Annotated in this window: 24 protein-coding genes; 18 read left to right on the top strand and 6 right to left on the bottom strand. The window is 63.5% G+C overall.

The window, feature by feature from the left end; translation table 11 throughout:
* The first annotated feature begins 100 nt into the window (after nt 1–100).
* Nucleotides 101–1,846 (top strand): proline--tRNA ligase, encoded by a 1,746-nt coding sequence (locus ACTG4K_RS03510; RefSeq protein ID WP_439112812.1) that lies wholly within the window; start codon nt 101–103, stop codon nt 1,844–1,846.
* Complete coding sequence (locus ACTG4K_RS03505) at nt 1,843–2,523, top strand: lytic transglycosylase domain-containing protein (protein ID WP_439112811.1); 681 nt, start codon at nt 1,843–1,845, stop codon at nt 2,521–2,523. Before ACTG4K_RS03510 ends, ACTG4K_RS03505 begins: the two co-directional genes overlap by 4 nt.
* A gap of 21 nt (nt 2,524–2,544) precedes the next feature.
* On the opposite strand, the gene ACTG4K_RS03500 is transcribed toward ACTG4K_RS03505, so the two are convergent.
* The 5 genes from ACTG4K_RS03500 to hemA all read right to left on the bottom strand — a co-directional run bounded on the left by ACTG4K_RS03500 (nt 2,545) and on the right by hemA (nt 7,414).
* Nucleotides 2,545–3,549, bottom strand: coding sequence for an AAA family ATPase (locus tag ACTG4K_RS03500; protein WP_439112810.1), 1,005 nt, complete (start codon nt 3,547–3,549; stop codon nt 2,545–2,547).
* A 184-nt stretch (nt 3,550–3,733) separates the two neighbouring features.
* Nucleotides 3,734–4,057, bottom strand: coding sequence for a Grx4 family monothiol glutaredoxin (grxD, locus tag ACTG4K_RS03495; RefSeq protein ID WP_439112809.1), 324 nt, complete (start codon nt 4,055–4,057; stop codon nt 3,734–3,736).
* A 52-nt stretch (nt 4,058–4,109) separates the two neighbouring features.
* On the bottom strand, nt 4,110–4,958 hold the full coding sequence (prmC, locus tag ACTG4K_RS03490) for a peptide chain release factor N(5)-glutamine methyltransferase (protein ID WP_439112808.1): 849 nt from the start codon (nt 4,956–4,958) through the stop codon (nt 4,110–4,112).
* Between the two features lie 10 nt (nt 4,959–4,968).
* Complete coding sequence (gene prfA, locus ACTG4K_RS03485; protein ID WP_439112807.1) at nt 4,969–6,057, bottom strand: peptide chain release factor 1; 1,089 nt, start codon at nt 6,055–6,057, stop codon at nt 4,969–4,971.
* A gap of 85 nt (nt 6,058–6,142) precedes the next feature.
* Nucleotides 6,143–7,414, bottom strand: a complete 1,272-nt coding sequence (gene hemA / locus ACTG4K_RS03480; RefSeq protein ID WP_439112806.1) for a glutamyl-tRNA reductase — start codon at nt 7,412–7,414, stop codon at nt 6,143–6,145.
* A gap of 48 nt (nt 7,415–7,462) precedes the next feature.
* Between hemA and ACTG4K_RS03475 the strand changes: the two genes are divergently transcribed.
* On the top strand, nt 7,463–7,732 hold the full coding sequence (locus ACTG4K_RS03475) for a hypothetical protein (RefSeq protein WP_439112805.1): 270 nt from the start codon (nt 7,463–7,465) through the stop codon (nt 7,730–7,732).
* Between the two features lie 6 nt (nt 7,733–7,738).
* Here the strand turns inward: ACTG4K_RS03475 and ugpQ are convergent, their stop codons facing one another.
* Nucleotides 7,739–8,509, bottom strand: a complete 771-nt coding sequence (gene ugpQ / locus ACTG4K_RS03470; RefSeq protein ID WP_439112804.1) for a glycerophosphodiester phosphodiesterase — start codon at nt 8,507–8,509, stop codon at nt 7,739–7,741.
* Nucleotides 8,510–8,624: 115 nt separating this feature from the next.
* Here ugpQ and ACTG4K_RS03465 point away from each other — a divergent pair, with 115 nt between their 5' ends.
* The 15 genes from ACTG4K_RS03465 (at nt 8,625) to ACTG4K_RS03395 (ending at nt 24,533) form a co-directional block, all read left to right on the top strand.
* Complete coding sequence (locus tag ACTG4K_RS03465; RefSeq protein ID WP_439112803.1) at nt 8,625–12,518, top strand: DUF3683 domain-containing protein; 3,894 nt, start codon at nt 8,625–8,627, stop codon at nt 12,516–12,518.
* A gap of 131 nt (nt 12,519–12,649) precedes the next feature.
* Entirely contained in the window at nt 12,650–13,063 is a 414-nt protein-coding gene (locus tag ACTG4K_RS03460; protein WP_439112802.1) for a gamma-butyrobetaine hydroxylase-like domain-containing protein, read from the top strand.
* A gap of 17 nt (nt 13,064–13,080) precedes the next feature.
* Nucleotides 13,081–13,812 carry a bifunctional demethylmenaquinone methyltransferase/2-methoxy-6-polyprenyl-1,4-benzoquinol methylase UbiE gene (ubiE, locus tag ACTG4K_RS03455; protein WP_439112801.1) on the top strand — a complete coding sequence of 244 codons (732 nt, stop codon included), beginning with the start codon at nt 13,081–13,083 and terminating at the stop codon, nt 13,810–13,812.
* Between the two features lie 33 nt (nt 13,813–13,845).
* Nucleotides 13,846–14,835, top strand: coding sequence for a Tim44 domain-containing protein (locus ACTG4K_RS03450; RefSeq protein WP_439112800.1), 990 nt, complete (start codon nt 13,846–13,848; stop codon nt 14,833–14,835).
* Between the two features lie 68 nt (nt 14,836–14,903).
* Entirely contained in the window at nt 14,904–15,551 is a 648-nt protein-coding gene (locus ACTG4K_RS03445; RefSeq protein WP_439112799.1) for a ubiquinone biosynthesis accessory factor UbiJ, read from the top strand.
* Nucleotides 15,548–17,113 (top strand): ubiquinone biosynthesis regulatory protein kinase UbiB, encoded by a 1,566-nt coding sequence (gene ubiB, locus ACTG4K_RS03440; RefSeq protein WP_439112798.1) that lies wholly within the window; start codon nt 15,548–15,550, stop codon nt 17,111–17,113. The genes ACTG4K_RS03445 and ubiB overlap by 4 nt, the downstream gene beginning before the upstream one ends.
* 223 nt (nt 17,114–17,336) lie before the next feature.
* Nucleotides 17,337–17,684 (top strand): FmdB family zinc ribbon protein, encoded by a 348-nt coding sequence (locus ACTG4K_RS03435; RefSeq protein WP_439112797.1) that lies wholly within the window; start codon nt 17,337–17,339, stop codon nt 17,682–17,684.
* Between the two features lie 10 nt (nt 17,685–17,694).
* Nucleotides 17,695–18,384, top strand: a complete 690-nt coding sequence (locus tag ACTG4K_RS03430; protein WP_439112796.1) for a DUF502 domain-containing protein — start codon at nt 17,695–17,697, stop codon at nt 18,382–18,384.
* Nucleotides 18,385–18,432: 48 nt separating this feature from the next.
* Nucleotides 18,433–20,235: an aspartate--tRNA ligase gene (gene aspS, locus ACTG4K_RS03425; RefSeq protein ID WP_439112795.1), complete on the top strand. Its 1,803-nt coding sequence runs from the start codon at nt 18,433–18,435 to the stop codon at nt 20,233–20,235.
* Between the two features lie 145 nt (nt 20,236–20,380).
* The gene (locus ACTG4K_RS03420) at nt 20,381–20,662 is read left to right on the top strand and encodes a restriction endonuclease (protein WP_439112794.1); all 282 of its coding nucleotides are present in this window, start codon (nt 20,381–20,383) and stop codon (nt 20,660–20,662) included.
* Complete coding sequence (gene nudB, locus ACTG4K_RS03415) at nt 20,659–21,117, top strand: dihydroneopterin triphosphate diphosphatase (RefSeq protein ID WP_439112793.1); 459 nt, start codon at nt 20,659–20,661, stop codon at nt 21,115–21,117. The genes ACTG4K_RS03420 and nudB overlap by 4 nt, the downstream gene beginning before the upstream one ends.
* A gap of 55 nt (nt 21,118–21,172) precedes the next feature.
* Complete coding sequence (locus ACTG4K_RS03410; protein WP_439112792.1) at nt 21,173–21,901, top strand: endonuclease/exonuclease/phosphatase family protein; 729 nt, start codon at nt 21,173–21,175, stop codon at nt 21,899–21,901.
* Between the two features lie 53 nt (nt 21,902–21,954).
* Nucleotides 21,955–23,220, top strand: a complete 1,266-nt coding sequence (gene clsB / locus ACTG4K_RS03405; protein WP_439112791.1) for a cardiolipin synthase ClsB — start codon at nt 21,955–21,957, stop codon at nt 23,218–23,220.
* Between the two features lie 116 nt (nt 23,221–23,336).
* The gene (gene folE / locus ACTG4K_RS03400; protein WP_439112790.1) at nt 23,337–24,065 is read left to right on the top strand and encodes a GTP cyclohydrolase I; all 729 of its coding nucleotides are present in this window, start codon (nt 23,337–23,339) and stop codon (nt 24,063–24,065) included.
* 42 nt (nt 24,066–24,107) lie between these two features.
* Entirely contained in the window at nt 24,108–24,533 is a 426-nt protein-coding gene (locus tag ACTG4K_RS03395; protein ID WP_439112789.1) for a BLUF domain-containing protein, read from the top strand.
* Nucleotides 24,534–24,580: the final 47 nt, after the last annotated feature.

The raw sequence follows: 24,580 nt of genomic DNA, 5'->3' as shown, positions 1-24,580 counted from the left end.
CATGCGGGTATGCCCTAGTCTGCCGGGCATGCCGCCATGGCTGTGGCGCGATCCCTCCCCAACGGCCAACTTTACTTCTGCCAACGTGGCAGCCGATTCCATGAAAGCTTCCCAGTTTCTGATCACCACCCTCAAGGAAGCCCCGGCGGATGCCGAGGTTGTCAGCCACCAGCTCATGACCCGTGCCGGCATGGTGAAGAAACTGGGTGCCGGTATCTACAGTTACATGCCCATGGGCTTGCGGGTTATTCACAAGGTGGAGGCCATCGTGCGTGAGGAGATGAACCGCTCCGGGGCGGTTGAGCTCACCATGCCGGTGATTCAGCCCGCAGAGCTTTGGCAGGAAACCGGGCGCTTCGAGAAGATGGGGCCGGAGCTGATGCGCATCAAGGACCGCCATGGGCGCGACTTTGTGGTGCAGCCCACCAGTGAGGAGGTGATCACGGACATCGCCCGCCAGGAATTGCGCAGCTACAAGCAGCTGCCCAAGAATCTGTACCAGATTCAAACCAAATTCCGCGACGAAAGACGGCCGCGTTTCGGTCTGATGCGGGGGCGTGAGTTCATCATGAAAGATGCGTACAGCTTCGACCGCGACGGCGGTGCCGCGCAGGCCAGCTACCAGACGATGGCAGCCGCCTACCGGCGCATTTTTGACCGCTTCGGTTTGCGCTACCGCGCGGTGGCCGCAGACAGCGGCGCCATTGGCGGCGACCTGAGTGAAGAATTCCAGGTGATCGCCGCCACTGGCGAAGACGCGATCGTGTATTGCCCCACGAGCGATTACGCAGCCAACATGGAGAAGGCCGAAGCGCTGGCGCCCGCCGGCGCGCGCTCGGCAGCGGCCAACCCGATGGTGAAAACGCCCACGCCGGGCAAGAGCACCTGCGCCGACGTGGCCGAGTTGCTGGGCGTACCGCTGGCCCGCACGGTGAAGTCGCTGGTGTTGGCTACCGACGACATCAACGAGCGCGACGAAATTGTGAAGTCGCGCATCTGGTTGCTGCTGCTGCGTGGCGACCACGATATGAACGAGGTGAAGGTGGGCAAGTTGCCGGGGCTCGATTTGGGCTTCCGCTTTGCCACCGTGCCGGAAATTGAGGCCCACTTTGGCAGCAAGCCCGGTTACCTGGGCCCGGTGAACCTGAAGCAGCCGGTGCAGGTGATCGCTGACCGCGAGGTGGCGGTGATGGCCGATTGGATCTGCGGTGCCAACGAGGCCGACTTTCACATGACAGGCGTCAACTGGGGGCGTGATCTGCCCGAGCCCGATCTGGTGGCCGATATCCGCAACGTGGTGGAGGGTGACGCTTCGCCAGACGGCCTGGGCGTGTTGGCGATCGAACGCGGCATTGAGGTGGGCCATGTGTTTTATCTGGGCACCAAATACTCGCGCGCCATGGGCGCCACGTTTCTGGGTGAAGACGGCAAACCTGCGCACTTTGAAATGGGCTGCTACGGCATCGGCATCACCCGCTTGCCTGCGGCTGCGATTGAGCAGAACCACGACGAGCGCGGCATCATCTGGCCCGACGCGCTGGCACCGTTCACGGTGGTGATCTGTCCGATTGGCATGGACCGCAGCCCCGAAGTGAAGGCCGCTGCAGAGCAATTGCACGAGCAGCTGCTGGCGGCCGGCGTGGACGTGATACTGGACGACCGTGGTGAGCGGCCCGGCGCCATGTTTGCCGACTGGGAGCTGATTGGTGTGCCGCACCGCGTGACGATTGGCGACCGTGGGCTGAAGGCCGGCCAGGTGGAATACCAGCACCGCCGTGACGCAGCTCCCACCCAGGTGGCGGCCGCTGACATTCTCGCGGTGCTGAAGGGCAAATTCGGGCAATGACGGCGTTGGTTGAGCGCGCCAGCGTGCCCTGGGCTGGTGCGGAGACGCTGCTGGTGAGCCGCCGCAGCTGTCTGATTTCCGTGGCTTCCTGGAGTGTTGGGCTGGGGTTGCCGGTGCTGCCTCTGGTGGCCGCTGGTGGGCAGCTTGAGGAGCCTTTGGCCGATTCGGTGCGGGGCGCCCTGAGTGCTGCTATTGCCAACCACGCCCCGCCGGTGCCCGAATTCGCCAGCCTGGAGGCGCGTTTGGCGCACCTGCGTTGGCTTGGCGCCATGAGCGACCGATTGCACCGCAGAAAAACCGACTTTCAAACGCGGATCGAGTTTTTGCAGACCGTCTGGTACGAGTCGCGCCGAGCTGGCTTGGACACGACGCTGGTGCTGGGCTTGATTCAGGTGGAAAGTGCGTTTCGCAAGTTCGCCATCTCACGCGTGGGGGCACGCGGTTACATGCAGATCATGCCCTTCTGGTCGCGGCTGATTGGTGACGGCGATCCGGGCAAATTGTTCAACATGCAGACCAACCTGCGCTTTGGCTGTGTGATTTTTCGCCACTACCTGGACCGTGAGCGCGGCGACACCTTTCTCGCGCTGGGCCGCTACAACGGCAGCCGTGGGCGTGCCGAATACCCCAATGCGGTGTACGCGGCAGCCAAGAACTGGGTCCACGCCGACGCCTGAACTAGGCGCCACGACCTGGCCCTATTGCAGAAAGCCGATGCGGCTTTTGCCTGCACCCTGGCGCGGCAGGTCGTCGGCTTCCAAGCTGTAGCGGTTGTCCAGGCGCGCGTTGCCAAAGGCGGTGACCAGCGCGCGGCGCATTTCGCGCGGCGCCAGGCTCGCCAGTTGACCCAGCACATCGTCTGCCGGTTCTGGGTCGAAGCGTTGGCCCCAGTCGTGTTCGCTGCGAATGCCCCGGTACAGATGGGCCGCAATTTTGCGCGCTGCATCGGGTGAGGGCGGCGCAATTTCAAACACATTCATGCGATTGAGTATGGGTTCGGGAATGGCACGCTCGTCGTTGGCGGTGGTGATCCAGATCACTTGGCTCGCGTCAATGGGCACCTCAGCGAACTCGTCCACAAAGCTCTGGGCGGTGTCGTGTTCCAGCAGGCTGTAAAGTGCGCCCAGCGGGTCGTATTGCGCGTCGGCGCTGGCTTTGTCGATCTCGTCCACCACGATGACCGGGTTGGCGTACTGACCATCCACCAGGGCTTCAAACACCTTGCCAGGTTTGGCGCCTTTCCATTGGGACGATGAGCCCGACAGCAGCCAGCCTGCGGTCATGGAGCTCATAGGCACCAGGCTCATGCTGGTGCCCAGCAGGTCCGCGATCTGGCGGGCGAAATGGGTTTTTCCCACACCGGGTGGTCCGAGCAGCAGGATGGGTGTGACTTCCAGGCTGTCCCGGCTGTCTTGGCTGAGCGCGACGTGGCGCTTCACGTCGTCGAGCACCTCCCCAAAATTGGGCAGCAGGTCGTAGAGCGGTGCCATGTCGGGTACGCCCGAGGGTTTGACGGCAAAGCGCTGTGGGCCTCGCTCCAGCATGCGCTGGTAGGTGTTGCGAAGGGTTTCGTACTCGCGCTCAACGCCGCTGTTTTGCAGCTTGACCAGTTTGCGCTCGACATCGTCGGCGCTGAACACACTGCGCATCTGGGCGATGGGCAGACCGAGGGAGGGTGAAGCGACCAGGCTGCGTGAGCTCATGCGGTTCTCCTTGTGAGGTTCGGTGACGCTTTGATTCAAGCACAAGACGTGCCTGACCTCAATGCAGGAAAAGCCTCACAAAACCAGCGCTTCACCGGGGATAGGACCCATGCTGAACCTTCTGCGCCCCGCCAGAAAGCACAAAGCCACCCGAAGGTGGCTGGTGGGGTGCCCCTGTGGAGCTTCAGGCTTCGCCGGTGATCACTTGCTGCAGCTCACCCGACTCGTACATCTCCATCATGATGTCGGAGCCGCCGATGAACTCGCCTTTGACGTAGAGCTGCGGGATGGTGGGCCAGTTGCTGTATTCCTTGATGCCCTGGCGCACGCCGTCGTCTTCCAGCACGTTCACGGTCTTCACTGCTTTTGGGTCCACACCGCAGGCTTTCAAGATCTGAATGGCGCGGCCTGAAAAGCCACACATGGGGAAGCTCGCGTTGCCCTTCATGAACAGCACGATGTCGTTGGATTTGACCAGTTGGTCGATTCGGATTTGGGCGTCGCTCATGACAGAGGGTCCTTTTGCGGATGGGTCAACAATGACCCGTAAAAATGGTCAATTATCGCTGCTGGGGCCAGTGCCCGCCACTGCAGCGTTCAATGCCCGCAAGGTCGTTGCGGCTGCTGACGTGTTTGAATCCGGCTTGCAGCAGCAGCGTTCGCACCGCTTCTGCCTGGTTGTGCCCGTGCTCCAGCAGCAGCCACCCGCCGGGCAGCAAGGCGTCGCCCGCCTGGTCGATGATGGTTCGGATGTCGTCCAGGCCGTCGGGGCCAGCCGCTAGCGCAGAACGGGGCTCGAACTGCAGCGCGGGCAGGTGCGGGTCGCCCTCGGCAATGTAGGGCGGGTTGCTGGCAATCACGTTAAACAGTTGGCCTGGCACCGCGTCCAGCCAGTGGCCGCAGTGGAAGGCCACCGCCAGGCCGAGCTGGGCCGCATTGGACTGGGCCACGGCCAGGGCGTCGGCGCTGGCGTCGGTGGCGCTGACCTGCGCCTCGGGCCGCTGCTGTGCCAGGGCCAGCGCAATGGCGCCACTGCCCGTGCCGAGATCGGCCACGCGGGGTGGTGTGGGACCACCAGCGGCGGGCAGCACGTCCAGCGCCCATTCCACCAACACCTCGGTGTCTGGACGCGGCACCAGCACCCGGGCGTCCACGGCCAGGTTCAGGCCAAAGAAGGCTTTTTCGCCCAGCAGGTAAGCCACGGGCTCGCCCGTCTGGCGGCGCTGCAGCAGCGCCTGCCAGTCGGCCGCTGCTGCCTCGGGCAGCGCGTCGCCGTCGTGGGCCATCAGCCAGGCGCGGTCGTGTGGCGAGCGGCCCAGGGCGTGCAGCAGCAGCATCTGGGCGTCCAGGCGTTCCAGCCCGTGCAGTTGGGCTTGTTGCAGCGTGTCACGCAGGGTTGTGGCGTTCATCGGTGGGTGCTCACAGGCTGTTGCGCTGTTCCAGTTCGGCCAACAACTCGGTGCCGCGCGCCACCTGCAGGGCGTGTATCACCTCGTCCAAGTCGCCCTCCATCACCATCAGCAACTTGTACAGCGTGAGGTTGATGCGGTGGTCGGTCAGGCGGCCCTGGGGAAAGTTGTAGGTGCGGATGCGGTCGCTGCGGTCGCCGCTGCCGATCAGGCCTTTGCGGGTGGCTGCCTCTTTGGCGGCGCGCTCGCTGCGGTCTTTTTCTTGTAGGCGCGCGGTCAGCACCTGCAGCGCCTTGGCTTTGTTGCTGTGTTGGCTGCGGCCGTCCTGGCATTCGGCGGTGATGCCGGTGGGCAGGTGGGTGACGCGCACGGCGGAGTCGGTCTTGTTGATGTGCTGGCCGCCGGCGCCGCTCGCGCGGTAGGTGTCGATGCGCAGCTCGGTTGGGTTGAGTTTGACTGCCTCGGTTTCGTCCGGCTCGGGCATTACGGCCACGGTGGCGGCGCTGGTGTGGATGCGGCCTTGCGTTTCGGTGACCGGCACACGCTGCACGCGGTGGCCGCCCGACTCAAAGCGCAGCTTGCCGTAGGCACCGTGCCCGGCCATGCGCAACACCACTTCTTTGTAGCCACCCAGCTCGCTCGCCGATTCGCTCACCACCTCCACTTGCCAGCCCTGGCGTTCGGCGTAGCGGGTGTACAGGCGCGCCAGATCACCGGCAAACAGGGCGGACTCGTCACCGCCCGTGCCGGCCCGTATTTCCATGAAGGCGTTGCGCTCGTCGTCGGGGTCTTTGGGCAACAGCAGTTGCTGCAGCTCGGCATCCAGCAGGCTCAGCTCGGCGTCAGCGCTCTGAATTTCTTCTTCTGCCATCTCGGCCATGTCGGGGTCTTGCAGCATGTCCTCAGCGCCTGCTCGGTCGGTTTCGCGCTGCAGGTAGCGGTTGAAGACGGCCACAATCAGTGAAGCGTCGGCATGCTCGCGGCTGAGGGCGCGAAACCGGTCCATGTTGTCCACCACATCGGAGGCCGAGAGCAGGGCATCCAGTTCGTGCAGGCGCACGCGCTGGCGCATCAGGGTGTTACGGACAAAAGGTTTCATGCATCCAGGTGTGTTGGGCGTTCGGGGGCCGCACCGCCACGGGGCGTTGGCATGCAACGAGCCCGTAGGGTGTGGCCACGCGCCGCTAGGATTTTTCGCGCAGAAAAAGGCGCGACACCGTTTGCGCGGTGGCGGCGCGTGCGGCGCTGTCGCCGGTGTGCAACTCGGCCAAGGTGCCATGCAGCATTTTTTGCGTCAAGCCACGCGAAAGGGCTTCAAGCACGGCTTCCACCGGCTCACCTTTGGCCAGCAGCTTGCGCGCTCGGGCCAGCTCGGCGGCACGCCATTCATCGGCCTGGGCATGAAGCTGCTGGATCAGGGGCACCACGCCGTTGGCCGGATCGCGTTGTTCCAGCCAGTGCATGAAGCTGAGTACGCCCGCGTCGATGATGACTTCGGCCTGCGCCACCGCGGCCTGCCGGCTTTCCTTGCCGGTCTGGACCACGGCGGCAAGGTCGTCCACCGTGTACAGGTAGACGTCGTTCAGGCCTTTTACATCCACTTCAATGTCGCGCGGAACGGCCAGGTCCACCATGAACATCGGGCGGTGGCGGCGCTTTTTCAAAGCCCGTTCCACGGCGCCCAGGCCGATGATGGGCAGCGTGCTGGCGGTGCAGCTGATCACAGCGTCGAATTCGTGCAGGCGGTCGGGCACATCGGCCAGTCGCATCACCTCGGCGCCAAAGCGGCTGGCCAGCTTTTCACCGCGCTCCAGGGTGCGGTTGGCGATGGCCATGCTCTTGGGGGACTTGGCCGCGAAGTGGGTGGCGGCAAGCTCAATCATCTCGCCAGCGCCCACAAACAGCACCTTGATGTCTTGCAGGTCTTCAAACAACTGGCCCGCCAGGCGCACGGCGGCGGCGGTCATGCTGATGGAATGCGCGCCGATTTCTGTGGAGGTGCGCACCTGCTTGGCCACCGCGAACGAGCGCTGGAACAGCTGGTGCAGCGTGGAGCCTAGGGCGCCGGCGTCGCTGGCGGCACGCACCGCGTCCTTCATCTGACCGAGGATCTGAGGCTCACCCAGCACCATGCTGTCCAGGCCGCTGGCCACGCGAAACGCATGGCGTGCGGCTTCGTCTTCGCGCAGCACATAGGCGTGGTCGCGCAACACATGGGTGCTGACGCCACCCGTCTGGGCCAGCCACTCCAGCGTGGGCTCGACGGCGGCCTGGTCGCCCGCGCCATACAGCTCGGTGCGGTTGCAGGTGGAGAGCAGGGTGGCCTCGGGCTGGCGCGCCAGGCTTTGGCGGTAGCCGTGCAGCGTGGGCTGAATTTGGTCGAGCGCGAACGCAAACCGGCCCCGCAGATCAAGCGGAGCCGTGTGGTGGTTGATGCCGAGCGCCCAGACAGACATGTGCAGATTATAAAATTGATCGCTTATGCACGTCCCGGCCCACACACAATGAATTTCTTTGCCTTCCTGGCGCATGTTGCGGGCTTCATCGCACCCGCACTGGTGGTCGGCTTTGTCTTGTGGCTGGCACCCCAGTGGTCGAGCAAAGGACGCTTGGCGCGCTGGAGCCGCGTGATCGATCTGACGGTGTTGATGGCGGCCGGCGTGGCTGTGCTGCTGGCTGGGCTGGTGTTTTTTGGCCGTGACGGAAAAATGGCCACCTACGCGGCGCTGGTGCTGGTGCAAGGCACGCTGGGCTGGTGGATGCGGCGGCGCTGAGCCGGTTCAGCGGTCGGGGGCAAACCGGTCCACCCGGTCGGTGATGATGCCGTCCAGGCCCAGCGCCAGCAGCCGCTGCGCGGCGCCGGAGTCGTTCACGGTGTAGGCCAGTCCGTGCCAACCAAAGCCGTGCACCTGGTGCATGAGCGCTTCGCTCCACAGCCCTTGCTCGCACACCACAGCCTGGCAGCCCAGGGCCTGGGCGGCGTTTTGCCAGCCTGGCCACAGGGTTTCCAGCAACAGGCCGCGGGGCAAAGCCGGGGCGGTTTCCTGGGCGCCGGCCAGGGCTTCGGGCCGGAACGAGGTGAGTAGTGGCGCCTGTGCATGGCCCGCCCAGAGCTGCGCAGCGGCCAGGGCCACCCGCCGTCCGGTGAGTTCTTCGGTTCCCGGCGTGGGCTTGATCTCGATATTGAGCCAGTGGCCGTTGGCCATGCACCAACGCGCCACGGCCGCCAGCGTGGGCAGTGGCTCCCCGGCATGGACGGCTGAGTGCCAGGCGCCGGCATCAAGCTGGCTGAGCGCCGCCCAGTCCAGATTGCTCGCAACGCCTTGGCCGCTGGTGGTCCGCTCCAACGTGCTGTCGTGCAGCAAGAAGGCCACGCCATCGGCACTCAGTTTGGCGTCGCATTCGAACATGCGGTAGCCGTGGCTGGCGCCCAGCCGCAGCGCGGCCAGGGTGTTTTCTGGCGCCAGCAGACCGGCGCCGCGGTGGGCGATCCAGCGCGGGTAGGGCCAGGGTGGTGTCGGGGCGGAAAGGGTCGGGGCGTCTGGCTGCATGGGCGGGTTGAAACAGGTGTTTTCAGAGTGTGCCAGTACCCAGCGACCAGGTATGTGTATGTGGCCCTGCGGTACCATTGCCTGTTCAGCTCTTTCTGCTGGTAGCCCACTCCCCATGAACGCTCTCACCCCGCTTTCGCTCCTCGAAAACGCTACCGACGACGCGCCGCGTCTGCGCGAAATTCCCTACAACTACACGTCTTTCTCGGACCGTGAAATTGTGATGCGGCTGCTCGGTGCACGCGCCTGGGCCTTGCTGAACGAACTGCGTGGCGAGCGCCACACGGGGCGTTCGGCCCGCATGTTGTACGAAGTGCTGGGCGACATCTGGGTGGTGCAGCGCAACCCGTACTTGCAAGACGATCTGCTGGACACGCCCAAGCGCCGCCGGCAGCTGGTGGATGCTTTGCACCACCGCCTGGGCGAGGTGTCCAAGCGCCGCACCCCGCAAGACGACCCGGTCCGCGATGCCTTGGTGGGCGAACTCCTCACGGCGGCCCGTGGCGCGGTTGATGCGTTTGCCCGCTCGTTTGAAGACATGGCCGCGCTGCGCCAGCGCGCCACCAAGGCCCTGCGCAAGCTCACCGCCCACGACAACATCAAGTTCGACGGCCTCTCGCGCGTCAGCCACGTGACCGACGCGACCGACTGGCGCGTGGAATACCCGTTTGTGGTGCTCACCCCCGACACCGAGGCCGAGATGGCCGAGCTGGTGCGCGGCTGTTTCGAGCTGGGCCTGACCATCGTGCCGCGCGGCGGCGGCACCGGCTACACCGGCGGTGCGATCCCGCTGACCTGGAAGAGCGCGGTGATCAACACCGAAAAGCTCGAAGCCATGACCGAGGTGGAGTTTGTGGCTGTGCCCGGCCACACCGAGCCGCTGCCGACGATCTGGACCGAAGCTGGCGTGGTGACGCAGCGCGTGGCCGATGCGGCCGAGCGCGCGGGCCATGTGTTTGCGGTGGACCCGACCTCGGCCGAAGCCTCGTGCGTGGGCGGCAACATCGCCATGAATGCCGGCGGCAAAAAGGCCGTGCTCTGGGGCACGGCGCTGGACAACCTGGTGAGCTGGCGCATGGTGACGCCGCAGGCGCAGTGGCTGGAAGTCACGCGCCTGGACCACAACCGCGGCAAGATCCACGACGCTGCGGTCGCCACCTTTGAACTGAAGTATTTCGAAGCCAACGGCAAGACGCACGTCCGCACCGAACAGCTGGTGATCCCGGGCTCGACCTTCCGCAAGGAAGGCCTGGGCAAGGACGTGACCGACAAGTTCCTGGCCGGTTTGCCGGGTATCCAGAAAGAAGGCTGCGACGGCCTGATCACCAGCGCGCGCTGGCTGGTGCACCGCATGCCCGAGCATGTGCGCACCGTGTGCCTGGAATTCTTTGGCAACCCCAAGGACTGCGTGCCCTCCATCGTGGACATCAAGGACTTCATGTTTGCCGAGATGAAGCGCCCGGGCGGCGCCATCCTTGCCGGGCTGGAGCACCTGGACGACCGCTACCTCAAGGCCGTGGGCTACGCCACCAAGAGCAAGCGCGGCACCTTGCCCAAGATGGTGCTGGTGGGCGACATCGTGGGCGACGACGCCGACGCCGTGGCACGCGCGACCAGCGAGGTGATCCGCCTGGCCAACGGCCGCAGCGGCGAAGGCTTTGTGGCCATCAGCGCCGAGGCGCGCAAGAAATTCTGGCTCGACCGCAAGCGCACCGCGGCCATCAGCAAGCACACCAACGCCTTCAAGGTGAACGAAGATGTGGTGATCCCGCTGCCGCGCATGGGCGAATACACCGAGGGCATTGAGCGCATCAACATCGAGCTCTCGCTGCGCAACAAGCTCAAGCTGTGCGAAGCGCTGGAAACCTTCTTCGAAAAGGGCAGCCTGCCGCTGGGCAAGACCGACGACGCCAACGACATTCCCAGCGCCGAGCTGCTGGAAGACCGCGTGCAGCAGGCGCTGGCGCTGGTGCGCGAAGTGCGCTCGCTCTGGGCCACTTGGTTGCGCGATGTGGATGCACTGTTCCCGCAACTGCAAGACCACACGCTGCGCGCGAGCTGGAAAAGCCAGATCCGCGCGCCGCTGCAGCAAATTTTTACGGGGGCGGCGTTTAGCGCCATCCTGGCCGAGTGCACCGCCATCCACCAGCATGTGCTCAAAGGCCGTGTGTGGGTGGCGCTGCACATGCACGCTGGCGACGGCAATGTGCACACCAACATCCCCGTCAACAGCGACGATTACGAGATGCTGCAGGCCGCGCACGAAGCGGTGGGCCGCATCATGGTGCTGGCGCGCAGCCTGGACGGCGTGATCTCGGGCGAACACGGCATTGGCATCACCAAGCTGGAGTTTTTGACCGACGACGAACTGCGGCCTTTCGCCGAATACAAGGCCAAGGTCGACCCGGAAGGCCGCTTCAACAAGGGCAAGCTGCTGCGCGACATGGCCGGCGTGAAAGGCCTGGCTGTGGACGCCAACCTGCGCAGCGCCGACCTGAGCCATGCCTACACGCCGAGTTTCGGTTTGATGGGTCACGAGTCGCTGATCATGCAGCAGAGCGACATTGGCGCCATTGCCGACAGCGTGAAAGACTGCCTGCGCTGCGGCAAGTGCAAACCGGTGTGCGCGACCCATGTGCCGCGCGCCAACCTGCTCTACAGCCCTCGCAACAAAATCTTGGCCACCTCGTTGCTGGTGGAGGCCTTTCTGTACGAAGAGCAGACCCGGCGCGGCATCAGCATCAAGCACTGGGAAGAGTTTGAAGACGTGGCCGACCACTGCACCGTGTGCCACAAGTGCCTCTCGCCGTGCCCGGTGAAGATCGACTTTGGTGACGTGACCATGAACATGCGCAACCTGTTGCGCAAGATGGGCAAGAAAAGTTTCCGGCCAGGGAATGCGGCGGCCATGTTTTTCCTGAACGCCACCAACCCCGAGACCATCAAGTTCATGCGCTCGGCCATGGTGGACGTGGGATTCAAAGCCCAGCGGCTGGCCAACAAGGTGCTGAAGATTGCCGCGCGCAAGCAGACGAGCGCGCCACGGGCTACGCTGGGCCCAGCACCCATCAAAGAGCAGGTGATCCACTTCATCAACAAGAAGATGCCCGGCGGCCTGCCGAAGAAAACGGCGCGTGCCTTGCTGGACATCGAGGACAAGGACTACGTGCCCATCATCCGCAACCCTGTGGGCACCACGAGTGAGACCGAGGCGGTGTTTTACTTCCCTGGTTGCGGTTCTGAGCGCTTGTTCAGCCAGGTGGGGCTGGCTACGCAGGCCATGCTGTGGCATGCGGGTGTGCAAACCGTGTTGCCGCCGGGCTATTTGTGTTGCGGTTACCCGCAGCGCGGCTCGGGCCAGTTCGATAAGGCTGAAAAGATCATCACCGACAACCGGGTGCTGTTCCACCGCGTGGCCAACACACTGAACTACCTCGACATCAAGACCGTGGTGGTGAGCTGCGGCACCTGCTACGACCAGCTGCAAGGCTACGAATTCGACAAGATATTCCCAGGCTGCCGCATCATCGATATCCACGAATACCTGTTGGAAAAAGGCATTACCTTGCCAGCCGGGCAGGGCGGTTACCTCTACCACGACCCTTGCCACAGCCCGATGAAGCTGCAGGATCCGATGAAGACGGTGAAAGCGCTGGTGGGGGACAACGTGCTGGAGAGCAAGCGCTGCTGCGGCGAAAGCGGCACGCTGGGCGTGACGCGGCCCGACATTTCCACGCAGATCCGCTTCCGCAAGGAAGAAGAGATCAAGAAGGGCGAAGCACAATTGCGCGCAGCCGGCACGGTGGGCGAAACCGCCAACATCAAGATGCTGACCTCGTGCCCGAGCTGCCTGCAAGGCCTGACGCGCTACGGCGATGACCTGAACAACGGCTTGCTGGAGGCAGACTACATCGTGGTCGAAATGGCCAACCAGATTCTGGGCAAGGACTGGCTGCCCGAATACGTTGCCAAGGCCAACCAAGGCGGCATCGAACGCGTGTTGGTGTGACTTTGAATCACTCCCGCGCCGCTTTCAGCGCAACCCCCTCAAGGGTGCGGCACTGGCCGTCCAGCAATGCTGGCTCGGCGGTGCCCTGTGTGCAGGCGCTCCCTCTCGAACCATGAAATTGGAGTAAACCCATGGCCGGACTTGACAAAACCACCCCCACGCCACAATCCATCACCCTGCACCAGCAGTCTCGGGTGCTGGAGATTGGTTTCTCTGACGGCAGCGAGTTTCACGTGCCGTTTGAATTGATGCGCGTCTACTCGCCGTCGGCCGAAGTGCAGGGCCACGGTCCGGGGCAAGAGGTGCTGCAGACCGGCAAGCGCGAGGTCGGCATCATCGCGCTGGAGCCGGTGGGCAATTACGCGGTGCAACCCACGTTTTCTGACGGTCACGACAGTGGCATCTTTTCCTGGGACTACCTGTACTTTCTGGGCTCCAAGCAGACCGAGCTGTGGGCCGATTACAACGCTCGGCTGCAAGCAGCCGGCATGGAACGCGATGCGCCCATGGCCCCGAAGGGCGGGAGTGCTTGCGGCAGCCATTAACCGTTTAGGATCACCTGATGGCATCTACACACTTCGGTTTCAAGTCGGTTGACGAGCGCGAAAAAGCGCAACACGTGCGCAGCGTGTTCGATTCGGTAGCCCCCAGCTACGACGTGATGAACGATCTTATGTCGGCTGGCCTGCACCGCGTCTGGAAGCGCTACACGTTGACGGTGGCCAACCCGCAGCCCGGCGACCAGGTGCTGGACATCGCGGGCGGCACCGGCGACCTTTCGCTGGCCTTTGCCAAAAAGGTGGGCCCTACAGGCCGTGTGGTTCATACCGATATCAATGAGGCGATGCTGCGCGAAGGGCGCAACCGCCTGCTCGATCTGGGTGTGGTGTTGCCCACGCTGGTATGCGATGCCGAGCAACTGCCTTTTGAAAGCAACTCGTTTGACTTGGTTTCGGTGGCGTTTGGTTTGCGCAACATGACGCACAAAGACCGTGCACTGGCCGAGATGCAGCGGGTGCTGAAGCCTGGCGGCAAATTGCTGGTGTTGGAGTTTTCACGGGTGGCCAAACCGCTTGAAAAAGCTTATGACTGGTATTCGTTCAACATCCTGCCCAAGCTGGGCCGTCTGGTGGCCAACGACGAGGACAGTTACCGTTACCTGGCCGAATCCATTCGCATGCACCCTGGGCAGGAAGCCTTGCGGGAGTTGATGAAGAGCGCCGGGTTTGGCCATGTGGATGTGCACAACCTGTCGGCTGGCGTGGTGGCGCTGCATTTGGGGATCAAATGTTGATCTGACGGTGGTTTTTGATTTGGGGGGACAAAAATGGTGAACAACAAGTTGTGGTCGGTGGTGCTGGTCTGCGCCATGGTTTTGGGCTCGCAGGATGTCTGGGCCAAGCGCCTCGGTGGTGGCCTGTCGTTTGGGAAACAGTCGGGCAATGTGACCCAGCGCAGCAGCACGCTGCCGGCGCAGCAGGCCGCACCTGCACCCGCTCAAACCGCAGCCGTCCGCCCCGCTGCCGCCGGCACTGCGGCTCCGGCTGCGGCTGCACCGAAGCGCGCCTGGGGCGGCATGCTGGGCGGTTTTGCTGCTGGCTTGGGGCTGGCCTGGCTCGCGTCCAGCCTGGGACTGGGTGAGGGTTTTGCCCAGTTCCTCATGTTCGCTCTGCTCGCTGCCGTGGTGATTGCCGTTGTGGGCATGCTGATGCGCCGCCGCTCCAGCGCCGCGCCTTCGGGGCTCGCCTACCAGGCGGCTGATGGTGGCGGCAACTCCCAGTTTGATCCCGCTACCCCGCGGGGTTACAGCCCGAAAAATGTCGGTAACGACGCGTCGGCCCGTCCGTGGGAGAGCCATGCCGGCGCCTCTGAAGCAGCCGCAGGTGGCTCAAGCATTGGCTCTTCCTTGTCCGGGTCGCAGGGCTGGGGTGTGCCGGCAGATTTTGATGCAGAGGGTTTTCTCAAGGCATCCAAAGCCAACTTTCTCAGCCTGCAAGAAGCCTGGGACCGCTCCGATATTCCGAGCCTGCGCGCCATGATGACCGACGGCATGCTGGAGCAGATCCAGAGCCAGCTGTCGGAGCGTGAGCGCTCGGGCGGCAGCACGGTCAACAAGACCGAGGTGGTGATGCTGGACGCCCACTTGCTGGGCATTGAAGAAACGGATGCGAGCTACATGGCCAGCGTCGAATTCTCTGGCTTGATCCGCGAAGACGTGTCGGCCGGGCCCAATCCGTTCCGTGAAGTCTGGAACATCACCCGTCCCAAGAGCGGGTCGGGCGGCTGGTTGGTGGCGGGCGTTCAAGCGTTGCAGTAGACCACCGGCGCAAACAAGAGCCCCGTGCAGCCGTAGCGCCGGGCTTTATCCGTCAAAATCGGGGGGTCATGAAAAATGAATCCCCCGTTTTTTCGTCTGGACCGTCCGCTGGCGGCGCCCTTCCCAACTTCCTGCAATCCCTGTTAGGCGCCATCCGGCCGCCCGACTGGGTGGTGGATGAGTTGCAGAACCGCATCGTTCTGTTCCTCAACCATGTGCTGATGCAGGAAAAAGCCGCACAAGACCGCTTGCGGCGCCAGAAAGGCAAACCGGTGAAGATGCAGTGGGGTGAATTTCACCTCACGCTCACGCCCACCGCAGCGGGTCTGCTGGAACGTGCAGCGCCCGACGCCCAGCCCGAACTCCGCGTTACGCTTATCCAGACCTCGCCTCTGGCGCTCGCGCAAACGGTGCTGGCCGGTGACAAGCCGGGGGTGGACATCCAGGGCGACGTGCAATTGGCGGCCGAAGTAGCCTGGCTGGTGGACAACGTGCGTTGGGACCCAGAAGAAGACCTGTCGCGCTTCGTGGGCGATGCCCCAGCCCACACCTTGACGCGGTTTGCCCGTTCGGCGGCGCAGGCGGTCAAGTCGTTCGTGGCACGCAAGCCCGAAGGCTTTCCCCGGTCGCCTTTTGCTTCAGCAGGCGCCTCACCCGCACGAGCCGAGGCTGCGCCGGCTGCAACCGCCCCGGGTGCTGACGGAACCGCCGCATGAGTCGCCTGTTTCGCGGCGCATTCATCGTTTGGGTGGTGTTGCGCTATGGGTTGGACGAGCTGGTGCTCTCCAGCTTTCGGGGCCGGGGCATCCGGCTGCTGACGCGCATGGTTTCCATCGGCCGCAACCTGGACGCTCCGCGCGGCCAGCGCCTGCGCGAGGCGCTGGAGCGGCTGGGCCCTATTTTTGTGAAGTTTGGGCAGGTGCTGTCCACCCGCCGCGACCTGCTGCCCCCGGACATTGCCGACGAGCTGGCCCGCCTGCAAGACCGCGTGCCGCCGTTTCCCAGCGCCGTGGCGGTGGCCACCATCGAGCGTGCGTTTGGCAAGCCGCTTGACGCGGTGTTTTCGCACTTCGAGCAGGTGCCGGTAGCCAGTGCGTCCATCGCACAAGTTCACTTTGCCACCTTGCGCGATGGCCGCCACGGTGGGCGCGAAGTCGCTGTCAAGGTGTTGCGGCCCAACATGCTGCCGGTCATCGACAAAGACCTGAGCCTGATGCGCATGATGGCCGGCTGGGTGGATGCGTTGTCGGCCGACGGCAAGCGCCTGAAACCCAAAGAGGTGGTGGCCGAATTTGACAAATACCTGCACGATGAACTGGACCTGGTGCGTGAAGCCGCCAATGCTGCCCAGCTGCGCCGCAACATGCAGGGACTGGACCTGGTGCTCATTCCGGAAATGCTCTGGGACTATTGCCACACCGAGGTGATGGTGATGGAACGCATGCATGGTCTTCCCATCAACAAGGTGGACGAGTTACGCCGGTTGGGTGTCGATATTCCCAAGCTGGCGCGCGATGGTGTGACCCTGTTTTTCACCCAGGTGTTCCGAGACGGCTTCTTTCATGCCGACATGCACCCGGGCAACATCCAGGTCAGTGTGGACCCGGCCACGTTTGGGCGCTATATCTCGCTCGATTTCGGCATCGTCGGCACGCTCACCGAGTTCGACAAGGAATACCTGGCGCAAAACTTCACCGCCTTTTTCCGACGCGACTACAAGCGGGTGGCCGAGCTGCACATCGAATCGGGCTGGGTGCCTGGCGACACGCGGGTGGACGAGCTGGAGTCGGCCATCCGTGCTGTGTGTGAACCGTATTTCGACCGCCCCCTGAAAGAAATTTCGCTAGGCATGGTGCTGATGCGCCTGTTCCAGACCTCCCGCCGGTTTCAGGTGGAAATCCAGCCGCAGCTGGTGCTGTTGCAGAAAACGCTGCTCAACATTGAAGGCCTGGGCCGCGACCTGGACCCCGAACTGGACCTGTGGAACACCGCCAAGCCTTTCCTGGAAACCTGGATGGTGGACCAGTTGGGTCCCAAGAAACTGCTGGAGCAGCTTAAGGCCGAAGCCCCGCAGTACGCCAAGCTGCTGCCCGCGCTGCCGCGGCTGCTGCACGATTACCTGCAACACAAGCCCCACGAATTGCGCCGCGAACTCGACAGCCTGTTGACCGAGCAACGCCGCACCAACCGCCTGTTGCAAGCCATTTTGTATGGCGGATTGGGCTTCTTGCTGGGTTTGCTCGTCATGCAGCTGCTGGCGCGCGTGCGCCTGTGGTGAGTAGCCCGAGGTTGAGCGTGCTTCGTGTCGCTTGAAAAACACTTGGCAGCTGGCTGCTAAGCCGTTGAGCGTCTTGCACCCACCACCGCTCAACGGGTCAAGCTAAGGGCGCACCCCAATTTATAATGACGGGTTTTGTTCAATTTCCCTCCTGGGGATGGCTGTCGGGCCTGTGGCCCCAGCGTTCTTCGGAGCGACCCGAGTCCACTTACAGGTTCACGTCATGCCCATCTATGCCTACAAGTGCGAGTCCTGCGGCCATGCCAAGGACGTGTTGCAAAAAATGTCCGATGACCCGCTGAGCGTTTGCCCAGCCTGCGGTCAGCCCAGTTTTCGCAAGCAACTGACCGCTGCCGGCTTCCAGCTCAAGGGCTCTGGCTGGTACGTCACCGATTTCCGGGGCGGCAACACCGCCACTCCGCCCGCCGTGGCCGCCGAGGGCGCTGCACCCGCTGCCGGCGGCGCTGCCAAGCCCGCCAGCGAGCCTGCTGCTCCGGCATCGGCACCTGCTGCTGCGCCCGCACCGGCTGCATCGCCAGCGCCGTCTTCCGGCTCCACGCCTTCCAACTGAGACCGCCCGGATGCCCTCTTTGCGCAAATGGCTGCTGGCCGGTCTGCTGGTGCTGGTGCCCCTGATCATCACCCTGTGGGTGCTGGACTGGGTCGTCACCACACTGGACCAGACGCTGCACATATTGCCCGTCAACTGGCAGCCCGATCAGTTGCTGGGCATGCACGTGCCGGGGCTGGGCGTGGTGTTTGCGTTGGTGGTGGTGCTGTCCATTGGTGCGCTGGCATCCAACATCATTGGCAACAAGCTGGTGCATTGGTGGCACGCACTGCTGCACCGCATTCCGGTGGTGCGCTCCATTTATTCCGGTGTCAAGCAGATCTCGGACACGCTGTTTTCTGAAAAAGGCAACGCCTTTCGCAAGGCGCTGCTGGTGCAGTGGCCGCACGAAGGCATGTGGACCATTGCCTTTCTGACCGGCGCCCCCGCCGGCGACGTTCTGCGCCAATTGCAGGCCCAGCCAGGCGGTGCCACCGCACACGACGAGTTTCATAGCGTGTTTGTGCCCACCACGCCCAACCCTACCGGCGGCTATTTTGTGATGGTTCGCAAAAGCGCCTGCGTCGAACTGCAAATGACCGTCGACGCTGCACTGACCTACATCGTCTCCATGGGGGTGATCGTGCCCGGCGGGCCGAACAATGCCCAAATCCAGGTTGCTCAAGCGGCTGCGTCCAGCGCCACGAACACCCCGTCCTGAATGTTTCCCCGCCACTTCGTTGGCGACACTGTTGAAAGAAAAATTGCCATGGCTATGCGTTCCCACTATTGCGGTCTCGTGACCGAAGCCCTGCTGGGCCAGACCGTGACCCTGTGCGGCTGGGTCAACCGCCGACGCGACCACGGTGGCGTCATTTTTGTCGACCTGCGCGACCGTGAAGGCTATGTGCAAGTGGTGTGCGACCCCGACCGCGCCGACATGTTCAAGGTGGCCGAAGACGTGCGCAACGAATATTGTGTGCAGATCACCGGTCTGGTGCGCGCGCGGCCCGAAGGCACCACCAACGACAACCTCAAGAGTGGCAAGGTCGAGCTCTTGTGCCACGAACTCAAGGTGCTCAACCCCTCCGTCACGCCGCCGTTCCAGCTGGATGACGACAACCTGAGCGAGACCACCCGCCTCACGCACCGCGTGCTTGATCTTCGCCGCTCGTACATGCAAAACAACCTGATGCTGCGCTACCGCGTGGCCATGGAGGTGCGCAAGTTTCTCGACGCCAACGGCTTCATCGACATTGAAACCCCGATGCTGACCAAGAGCACGCCCGAAGGTGCGCGCGATTACCTGGTGCCCAGCCGTGTGCACGATGGCCACTTCTTCGCGCTGCCGCAGTCGCCCCAGCTGTTCAAGCAGCTGCTGATGGTGGCCGGCTTCGACCGCTACTACCAGATCACCAAGTGCTTCCGCGACGAAGACCTGCGCGCTGATCGCCAGCCCGAGTTCACCCAGATCGATATTGAAACCTCGTTCCTGACCGAGGAAGACATCCGCGACATGTTCCAGGGCATGATCAAAACCGTGTTCCAGAACACCCTGGGCGTGGACCTGGGTGAGTTTCCGGTCATGGCCTACAGCGAAGCCATGCACCGCTTCGGCTCCGACAAGCCGGATTTGCGCGTCAAGCTCGAATTCACCGAGCTGACCGACGTGATGGCCGACGTGGACTTCAAAGTGTTCAGCGCTCCCGCCACCATGAAGAACGGCCGCGTGGTTTCCCTGTGCGTGCGCGGCGGCGCCGAGATCAGCCGCAGCGAAATTGACGCGTACACCGAGTTCGTCAAGATCTACGGTGCCAAGGGCCTGGCCTGGATCAAGGTCAACGAAGTGGCCAAGGGCCGCGACGGCCTGCAAAGCCCCATCGTGAAGAACCTGCACGACGCCGCCGTGGCCGAGATCTTGAAGCGCACCGGCGCGCAGGACGGCGACATCATCTTCTTTGGCGCCGACAAGGCCAAGGTGGTGAACGACGCCATCGGCGCATTGCGCATCAAAATTGGCCACAGCGAGCTGGGCAAGAAAAACGGCCTGTTTGAAGCCCGTTGGGCGCCGATGTGGGTGGTGGACTTCCCGATGTTCGAACACGACGAAGAAGCCGACCGCTGGACCGCCGTGCACCACCCCTTCACCGCGCCGAAAGACGGCCACGAAGACTGGATGGTCACCGCGCCCGAGAAGTGCATTGCCAAGGGCTACGACATGGTGCTCAACGGCTGGGAAATTGGCGGCGGCTCGGTGCGTATCCACACTGCGGCGGTGCAGCAAAAGGTGTTTGACGCGCTCAAGATCACACCCGAGGAAGCGCAAGTCAAGTTTGGCTTCCTGCTCGACGCGCTGCAATACGGCGCGCCGCCCCACGGTGGTCTGGCCTTCGGCCTGGACCGTATCGTCACGCTGATGACCGGCGCCGACTCGATCCGCGACGTGATCGCCTTCCCGAAAACCCAGCGCGCCCAGTGTTTGCTGACACAAGCGCCGAGCCTGGTGGACGAGAAGCAATTGCGCGAGCTGCACATCCGCCTGCGCAATGTGGATTTGGCCAAGACCGCCTGATCACAGGCTTCGGCTAGGATGAAAGGGCGCTGGTTCAGCGCCCTTTTTTTCATTTCAGGGAGAGAACAATCTTGGCGATCCCAAACTATGCGTCGGCAATGGCTCCGTTGGTGGCTCTGCTGGCTCGGCGTGGGCGGATGATACTTTGGGTCTGGACGCCATGTATCTTCAGGCCAAACGCTGGGGAGGTTCGGTGAGGGGGGGACCTATTCGCGACTTCAAGGGCGCTGAAAAGGGCGTTTTCATCACCACCAGTTCGTTCACGCCTGCTGCGATGGCAGTCGCTCGAAATAGCCGCCCGTATCGCATCGTTCGGATCGACGGCGTCCGCCTCGCCGATCTGATGATCCAACACGATATCGGTGTCTCGGTGGCTGCCACCTACGAGCTCAAGCGCATCGACGCCGACTTCTTCGCTGACGAATGAGCGCTCCGTTCAAAATTCCCCAATCGGTGCTGGTGGTGATCCACACCCCGGCGCTGGACGTCCTGCTGATCGAGCGCGCCGATGCGCCAGGTTTCTGGCAGTCGGTAACGGGTTCGAAGGATGCCGAGGACGAAGCGTTTGAGGCCACCGCCGTGCGCGAGGTGTGGGAAGAAACCGGGCTGGACGCTCACGCACCCGGTCATCTGTTGACCGACTGGGGCCTGGAAAATGTGTACGAGATTTACCCTCAGTGGCGCCACCGCTATGAACCTGGCGTGACCCGCAACACCGAGCGGCTGTTTGGTCTGAGCATTCCGAAACCGGTGCCCGTGACCTTGAGTCCCCGTGAACACCGGGCGCAAATCTGGCTGCCCTGGGCCGAGGCGGCTGAGCGCTGTTTCTCGCCGTCCAATGCGGAGGCTGTTTTGCAGCTCCCGCGCCGGCACGGCCGCTGAATGCGCCCGCTGCCGTGGGCAGCAGATCCGAGCCCATTGGTGGCATGATTTGCACATGAGCATCGTTCGTGTCGCCACTTACAACATCCACAAAGGCGTGCAGGGCCTGGGGCCGGGGCGCCGGCTGGAAATTCACAACCTGGCGCATGCGGTGGAGCAATTTGACGCCGACATTGTGTGCCTGCAAGAGGTGCGCAGCCACAACCGCAAGCTGGAGAAGCACTTCACCCGCTGGCCCGACCTGGACCAGGCGAACTACCTGACGCCGGACGGCTACGAGGCGGTCTACCGCACCAACGCGGTGACGCGACACGGTGAGCATGGCAACGCGCTGCTCTCGCGCTGGCCGGTGCTGGAGAGCAAACACTCCGATGTGTCTGACCACCGCTTCGAGCAGCGTGGTTTGCTGCATGTGCAGTTGCTGGTGGAAGAGGTTGCTGTGCATGTGGTGGTGGTGCACCTGGGCCTGATTCACGCCAGCCGCGAACGCCAGGTGCAGCGCCTGGGGCAGTACATTGCCACTGAGTTGCCGCCCGATGCGCCGCTGATCGTGGCCGGGGACTTCAACGACTGGGGCGCCCAGCTGCTCAAGCCCATGGCCGACTTGGACCTGCGCACGTTCGACGGCATTCGACTGCCTACTTACCCATCGCGCCTGCCGCTGCTGCATCTGGACCGCATTTTTGTGCGGGGGCTTAAACCCGTGTCGGCCCATGTTCCCCACGGGCGCGCCTGGACACGCATGTCCGATCACCTGCCGCTCATTGCCGAGCTGGAGCTGTGAGCCAAGGTCCGCTGCAGCACGCCAATGCCCCTGGGCGGCGTGGCACCGGAGCCATGAAGGGGGGGCACCAGCTGCTCTTGCTGCAAAACGGCTCGGCGCTGTTTCCCGCCCTGGTCGAGGCCATGGATGCCGCCCGTTCGGTGGTGCACCTGGAAACCTACATTTTTGAGTTTGCAGGCTCGGCGCTGAGCGTGGCCGAGGCGCTGGAGCGGGCTGCCTTGCGCGGCGTAGAGGTGCGGCTGGTGATCGACGGCGTGGGCACGCCCCGCATGCCTGCCGAATGGGCGCAGCGCTTTGCCAAGGCTGGTGTGCGCTGGCGGGTGTATGCGCCACTGGGCCGGCTGGGCCTGCTGCTGCCCAGCCGCTGGCGGCGCTTGCACCGCAAGCTGTGTGTGGTGGACGGTACGGTCGGGTTCTGTGGTGGCATCAACATCATTGACGACCAGGACGATGTGGCGCTGGGCCGCTTGCTAGCGCCCCGGCTGGACTTTTCATTGCGTGTGGCCGGCCCGCTGGTGGACGACATGGTGGAAACCATGGAGCAGTTGTGGTGGCGCCTGCAAGCGGTGCGCAAGGCCCGTCAGCGCGAGTTTCGGGCCGCCTGGCAGGCTTTGCGTGCCACCCGCCCGGTGGGCGACTTTTCTCGGCTGCTGGCGAACATTGAGGTCCAAACCGGCCTGAATTTGCCCGGTGCATCGGCATTCGATGCTGGGGAGACCGTGCCCGCGCCCTTGGGGGTTGACGCAGCCCGCGCCGCGCTGTTGCTGCGCGACAACGTCAGCCACCGGCACGATATCGAGCGCGCGTACCTGAAAGCCATTGGCGAGGCCCGCCACGACATCGTGATTGCCAACGCCTATTTCATTCCTGGGCGCAGGCTGCGTCGTGCGCTCTTGCTGGCGGTGGGGCGCGGCGTGCGTGTGCGCTTGCTGCTGCAGGGCAAATACGAGCATTTTTTTCAGTACCGTGCGGCCCGCCCGGTGTACCAAACCCTGTTGAACGCGGGCATCGAGATCCACGAATACGCACCCAGTGCCCTGCACGCCAAGGTGGCCGTAATGGACCGCCGCTGGGCCACAGTGGGCTCGACCAACCTGGACCCCTTGTCGCTGCTGCTGGCGCGTGAGGCCAATGTGATGACCACCGACCGGCGCTTTGCCGCGCTGCTGCACGACTGTCTGGACGACCACGTCCACCGCAGCGGACAACCGCTGCAAGCCGACAGCCTGAGCCGGCGCCCTTGGTACCAGCGCGTGCTGGACCGTATTGCTTTTGGCATCATGCGTGCCGTGCTGTTCGTCACCGGGCACCGGTACTGAACGCCGGCAGTGCTCAGGGTTGCGGTGAGGGTGTGCTTGACGGGCACAAAACCCCAGGTTTTTTCGAGTTATTCAGGCTGCCCGGTGCGCACGGGGGGCCGGTGTTAGCATCCCCCATGCTCATGAAAACCGAACCTGACATGACCCCAGCCCACCCCGAAGACGACGACCAGGGCGTGCCTGTGTCTGTCAAGATCCGAGAGCGCGTCAAGGCCGCACGGCAACGCTTTCACTCCAACGACAACATCGCTGAGTTCATCCAGCCGGGCGAGCTGGAAAAGCTGCTCGACGAAGTGGCCGGCAAGATGCAAGGCGTGCTGGAGAGTCTGGTCATTGACCTTGACAACGACCACAACACCGGTGACACCGCGCGCCGTGTGGCCAAGATGTACATCAAAGAGGTGTTCAATGGCCGCTACGTGAAAGGCCCTGCGGTCACCGAGTTTCCCAACGCCGAGCACCTCAACGAACTCATGATCGTGGGCCCGATCACGGTACGCAGCGCCTGCAGCCACCACTTCTGCCCGGTGATCGGAAAGATCTGGATCGGCATCATGCCCAACGAGCACACCAATGTGATCGGTCTGTCCAAGTACGCGCGCCTGGCCGAATGGATCATGGGCCGCCCGCAGATTCAGGAAGAGGCCGTGGTGCAGTTGGCCGACCTGATCCAGGAAAAAACGCAGCCCGACGGCTTGGCTTTGGTGATGGAAGCCAGCCACTATTGCATGGCGTGGCGTGGCGTGAAGGACATGGACAGCAAGATGATCAACTCGGTTATGCGCGGCGTGTTCCTCAAAGACCCCAACCTCCGGCGCGAATTTCTTTCGTTGATTCCACGCTGACCTCAGCCCAGCGTTGCCACCCCGTTTTATTTGAAGGTTCCCATGCTAGTACGCCTGCTTTACGTCAGCCGCGCGGTCGATAAAGACAGCGCTCGCCTGATCGAGTCCATCCTCGAAGCCTCCCGCTCGCACAACATCGGCAACGGCATTACCGGCGTGCTGTGCTACGGCGGCGGTGTGTTTTTGCAGGCCATTGAGGGTGGGCGCACAGCGGTCAACACGCTCTACAACCATATCGTGGCCGATGAGCGCCACACCGACGTCGTGCTGCTGCACTACGAAGAAATCAGCGAGCGGCGCTTTGGTGGCTGGACGATGGGCCAGGTCAACCTGTCCAAGCTCAACACCTCGATCGTGTTGAAGTATTCTGAGCGGCCCGAGTTTGACCCCTACGCCGTATCCGGCAAGGTCTCGCTGGCGCTGCTGGAAGAACTGATGGCCACGGCCAGCATCATTGGCCGCGCTTGAGCGCAGCCGGTTTGCCCGCTCTTTTTCATCCAGTGCCCAGGCTCTCG

The organism is Hydrogenophaga sp. (assembly GCF_965657535.1).
In the GTDB taxonomy this organism is placed as follows: Bacteria; Pseudomonadota; Gammaproteobacteria; order Burkholderiales; family Burkholderiaceae_C; genus Hydrogenophaga.
This window is presented reverse-complemented; position numbering and strand designations above follow the sequence as displayed.

What these genes read in the sequence shown, in the direction of transcription:
- ACTG4K_RS03510 (WP_439112812.1), top strand. Translation starts at nt 101, where the DNA reads ATGAAAGCTTCCCAGTTTCTGATCACCACCCTCAAGGAAGCCCCGGCG.
- ACTG4K_RS03505 (WP_439112811.1), top strand. Translation starts at nt 1,843, where the DNA reads ATGACGGCGTTGGTTGAGCGCGCCAGCGTGCCCTGGGCTGGTGCGGAG.
- ACTG4K_RS03500 (WP_439112810.1), bottom strand. Translation starts at nt 3,549, where the DNA reads ATGAGCTCACGCAGCCTGGTCGCTTCACCCTCCCTCGGTCTGCCCATC.
- grxD (WP_439112809.1), bottom strand. Translation starts at nt 4,057, where the DNA reads ATGAGCGACGCCCAAATCCGAATCGACCAACTGGTCAAATCCAACGAC.
- prmC (WP_439112808.1), bottom strand. Translation starts at nt 4,958, where the DNA reads ATGAACGCCACAACCCTGCGTGACACGCTGCAACAAGCCCAACTGCAC.
- prfA (WP_439112807.1), bottom strand. Translation starts at nt 6,057, where the DNA reads ATGAAACCTTTTGTCCGTAACACCCTGATGCGCCAGCGCGTGCGCCTG.
- hemA (WP_439112806.1), bottom strand. Translation starts at nt 7,414, where the DNA reads ATGTCTGTCTGGGCGCTCGGCATCAACCACCACACGGCTCCGCTTGAT.
- ACTG4K_RS03475 (WP_439112805.1), top strand. Translation starts at nt 7,463, where the DNA reads ATGAATTTCTTTGCCTTCCTGGCGCATGTTGCGGGCTTCATCGCACCC.
- ugpQ (WP_439112804.1), bottom strand. Translation starts at nt 8,509, where the DNA reads ATGCAGCCAGACGCCCCGACCCTTTCCGCCCCGACACCACCCTGGCCC.
- ACTG4K_RS03465 (WP_439112803.1), top strand. Translation starts at nt 8,625, where the DNA reads ATGAACGCTCTCACCCCGCTTTCGCTCCTCGAAAACGCTACCGACGAC.
- ACTG4K_RS03460 (WP_439112802.1), top strand. Translation starts at nt 12,650, where the DNA reads ATGGCCGGACTTGACAAAACCACCCCCACGCCACAATCCATCACCCTG.
- ubiE (WP_439112801.1), top strand. Translation starts at nt 13,081, where the DNA reads ATGGCATCTACACACTTCGGTTTCAAGTCGGTTGACGAGCGCGAAAAA.
- ACTG4K_RS03450 (WP_439112800.1), top strand. Translation starts at nt 13,846, where the DNA reads ATGGTGAACAACAAGTTGTGGTCGGTGGTGCTGGTCTGCGCCATGGTT.
- ACTG4K_RS03445 (WP_439112799.1), top strand. Translation starts at nt 14,904, where the DNA reads ATGAAAAATGAATCCCCCGTTTTTTCGTCTGGACCGTCCGCTGGCGGC.
- ubiB (WP_439112798.1), top strand. Translation starts at nt 15,548, where the DNA reads ATGAGTCGCCTGTTTCGCGGCGCATTCATCGTTTGGGTGGTGTTGCGC.
- ACTG4K_RS03435 (WP_439112797.1), top strand. Translation starts at nt 17,337, where the DNA reads ATGCCCATCTATGCCTACAAGTGCGAGTCCTGCGGCCATGCCAAGGAC.
- ACTG4K_RS03430 (WP_439112796.1), top strand. Translation starts at nt 17,695, where the DNA reads ATGCCCTCTTTGCGCAAATGGCTGCTGGCCGGTCTGCTGGTGCTGGTG.
- aspS (WP_439112795.1), top strand. Translation starts at nt 18,433, where the DNA reads ATGGCTATGCGTTCCCACTATTGCGGTCTCGTGACCGAAGCCCTGCTG.
- nudB (WP_439112793.1), top strand. Translation starts at nt 20,659, where the DNA reads ATGAGCGCTCCGTTCAAAATTCCCCAATCGGTGCTGGTGGTGATCCAC.
- ACTG4K_RS03410 (WP_439112792.1), top strand. Translation starts at nt 21,173, where the DNA reads ATGAGCATCGTTCGTGTCGCCACTTACAACATCCACAAAGGCGTGCAG.
- clsB (WP_439112791.1), top strand. Translation starts at nt 21,955, where the DNA reads ATGAAGGGGGGGCACCAGCTGCTCTTGCTGCAAAACGGCTCGGCGCTG.
- folE (WP_439112790.1), top strand. Translation starts at nt 23,337, where the DNA reads ATGCTCATGAAAACCGAACCTGACATGACCCCAGCCCACCCCGAAGAC.
- ACTG4K_RS03395 (WP_439112789.1), top strand. Translation starts at nt 24,108, where the DNA reads ATGCTAGTACGCCTGCTTTACGTCAGCCGCGCGGTCGATAAAGACAGC.